General features: G+C 62.1%; 2 protein-coding genes. One reads left to right on the forward strand and one right to left on the reverse strand.

The genetic code is table 11. From position 1 onward, the window contains the following. Window positions 1–160: EamA family transporter (locus tag ABT116_RS48005; RefSeq protein WP_351647799.1), on the reverse strand; the 160-nt coding region annotated here is incomplete at its 3' end. A 108-nt stretch (window positions 161–268) separates the two neighbouring features. Here ABT116_RS48005 and ABT116_RS48010 point away from each other — a divergent pair. Beyond that, window positions 269–1,162 carry a LysR family transcriptional regulator gene (locus tag ABT116_RS48010; protein ID WP_162114058.1) on the forward strand — a complete coding sequence of 298 codons (894 nt, stop codon included), beginning with the start codon at window positions 269–271 and terminating at the stop codon, window positions 1,160–1,162. Window positions 1,163–1,217 lie beyond the last annotated feature (55 nt).

Here is a 1,217-nt window from a genome sequence, read left to right on the forward strand (position 1 = left end):
GACGCGGCACGAAGATGACCACCGGAACCGCGATGATCAGGAACCGCAGCGCAGCGAAGAAGAACGGTGGGAAATGATCCAGGCCGACACGAATGGCCAGGAAGTTCAGACCCCACAAGACGATCACGGTCAGGCCGAGGAGACGGTCGCGGGGAGTCATGACGTTAATCGTGAGCCGTACAAAGCATCAGAACAAGCGAATATAGATGCACTATCCATGTAGTTTTGCTACATGGATGCAGGGCGCTACAAAGAAGCTGGTCACTAGATGGACGCCACACGTTTGCGAATCCTCCGCGAGCTCGCCGATCGAGGAACTGTCGGTGCCACTGCTCTCGCTCTGTCGATGACGCCGTCAGCGGTCTCGCAACAACTCAAGATCCTCGGACGAGAAGCGGGGGTCTCGCTCCTCGAACCGGACGGGCGCACGCTGCGCCTCACCGACGCGGGTCGAGCGCTGGTGCTTCGCGCCGACGACGTGGTGGCGGCGCTAGACCGGGCAGCGGACGAGATGGCGTCGTACCGAGGCTCGCCGCGGGGAAAGGTGCGAGTCGCGTTCTTTCCTTCCGGCGCGGCTCTCCTGCTGCCCGGTGTCCTGACGGCGCTGAAGAACTCGGACGTGGACATCGACGCCTACGATGTCGACAAACCGGCGTCGGCCGTCCCTGGGCTGTTGGCCGATCACGACGTGATCCTCACTCACCGTGACGAACGCGGAGCCGAGACGTCGTTTCCCCGGGTCAGCGTTCAACCGCTGATGCGTGAACCGATCGATCTGGTGCTGCGGCCTGATCATCCACTCGCCGAGCAGGATTCGGTTCGGTTGGAGCAATTGGCCGACGAGAACTGGATCAGCGTGCGCGGCGGGTTTCCGGTCGACGACGTTCTGTTGTCGGTTGCGTCCGTGACCGGCGTCCAGCCTCGCGTCGCTCATCGGATAAACGATTTCCGCGTCATCGAAGAACTGGTGGCGGCCGGCCACGGCGTGGCTTTGATGCCGCGATACGCGATCACGCATCCCGGAGTGTCGAGGAAACCGGTGGCGGGAGTGCGCGCTGCCCGCGTTTATGAATTGGCAACTCGGTTACATGCCAACCGCAGTCCGGCTGTCGGAGTGGTTCTCGACGCTTTTCGCGACGTCGCGCGTGCTGTTGGTGAATGAAGGGCCGTTGGTGATGGAGGGCCGTTGGTGAATGAACGGCTGTTGGTGAATGAAC

The organism is Streptomyces sp. NPDC002130, from assembly GCF_040296465.1.
Lineage (GTDB): Bacteria > Actinomycetota > Actinomycetes > Streptomycetales > Streptomycetaceae > Streptomyces.

Coding starts and splice junctions, on each gene's coding strand:
- ABT116_RS48010 (WP_162114058.1), top strand. CDS start 269: ATGGACGCCACACGTTTGCGAATCCTCCGCGAGCTCGCCGATCGAGGA.